2 protein-coding genes are annotated in these 1224 nt (G+C 49.3%); both read left to right on the top strand.

Going from position 1 to position 1224, the window contains the following annotated elements:
- Positions 1 to 239: 239 nt before the first annotated feature.
- Positions 240 to 683, top strand: coding sequence for a membrane protein (locus ABX75_RS28000; protein ID WP_047883139.1), 444 nt, complete (start codon positions 240 to 242; stop codon positions 681 to 683).
- On the top strand, positions 676 to 1128 hold the full coding sequence (locus ABX75_RS27995; RefSeq protein WP_047883138.1) for a hypothetical protein: 453 nt from the start codon (positions 676 to 678) through the stop codon (positions 1126 to 1128). Before ABX75_RS28000 ends, ABX75_RS27995 begins: the two co-directional genes overlap by 8 nt.
- Positions 1129 to 1224: the final 96 nt, after the last annotated feature.

The following is a 1224-nucleotide window of genomic DNA, read 5'->3' as shown; positions in this document are numbered from 1 at the left end:
CCTGAGTCAGCTGCCGGTAATGCGTAGTCATCTGCGCTTGAATCCTTCGGTGTGAGAGCCTGGATTCTACCGGTGGCTGGCTCTCTGCCTCTCGTTTCAAGCGTTGCGCTTATTCTATGAATTCAGGCATTACTAGTATGTTGTTTATCTTGTAAGCGGGACGTTTGGATTTAAATCCCGGCGTCAGGTTGTGATTTGTCGTCGCATAAATCACTGTTATGCCTAAAGAGAGACACTTAATGAGAGTAGAAAATAAATCATCTCAGTTCAGGTTGATGGCGGCGGTTTTCAATCTGCTTAACCCGATACCTTTTGGCTTCTTTGTGGCGGTGTTGATTTTTGATGTCATCTATGCCAGTAGCGCTGAGATACTTTGGGTAAAAAGTGCAGCCTGGCTCGTAAGCATTGGATTGGTGATCGCTATTGTGCCCCGGCTCATCAACCTCGGCTATGTGTGGTTTGGAAAGAATCCGGCCAGCTCACTGATCGAGAAGGTCGAATTCTGGCTGAACGGATTTGGTATTATCACTGCGCTTATAAATGCATTTGTGCACAGTCGGGACGCTTACGCGGTCATTCCTGACGGTTTATGGCTTTCTGTCGCGACAGTTGCCTTAATGGCAATAGCAAGAGTTATATCCGTTTGGGAAAACATCAGTTTCAAGGAGGTCGGCCATGAATAAGCAAGGCTGGTGGAATTCGCTGGGAATAGTGGTTATTTCGTCGCTGATATTAAGCGGTTGCGACACTAAGGCAGCGGTGGATCCTTCGGAGCAAATTGGCTCTAATCCATTACTCCCAAAAGCGCAAAACTTTTTGGTCCCGCCGATGCAGGTTCCTGGCGGTGTAGGGTGGAAAGGCGATCAAACTCCAAAAGTCGCTTCCGGTTTGAGCATAGAAAAGATCGCCTCTGGACTTCTGCATCCACGCCAGCTCTATGTCTTGCCTAACCAGGATGTCTTGGTCGTGGAAGGAAATGGTCCAGGAATGGAACCTGTCACAACGCCAAAACAGATTATTGCCGGCATTGTCAAAAATCGTTCAGGCAAGGGTGGCAAGGGCGGGAACCGAATTACCCTGTTGCGCAAAAAAGACGGGGCGGCCGCAAAAACTGAGTGCAACACCTGACCTTTCCGGTACGGTGCTGCCACTATGTCCTATCACGAACTCAGTATCCCCGAACGTGCGACCCTTCAACTCGGCCTTGCCCAAGGTTTCAGCCAG

This window comes from Pseudomonas sp. ARP3, from assembly GCF_001029595.1.
Lineage (GTDB): Bacteria > Pseudomonadota > Gammaproteobacteria > Pseudomonadales > Pseudomonadaceae > Aquipseudomonas > Aquipseudomonas rhodesiae.
This window is presented reverse-complemented; position numbering and strand designations above follow the sequence as displayed.

Bases quoted from the DNA above. Each gene is read 5' to 3' on its own strand.
- ABX75_RS28000 (WP_047883139.1), top strand. From the start codon at position 240: ATGAGAGTAGAAAATAAATCATCTCAGTTCAGGTTGATGGCGGCGGTT.
- ABX75_RS27995 (WP_047883138.1), top strand. From the start codon at position 676: ATGAATAAGCAAGGCTGGTGGAATTCGCTGGGAATAGTGGTTATTTCG.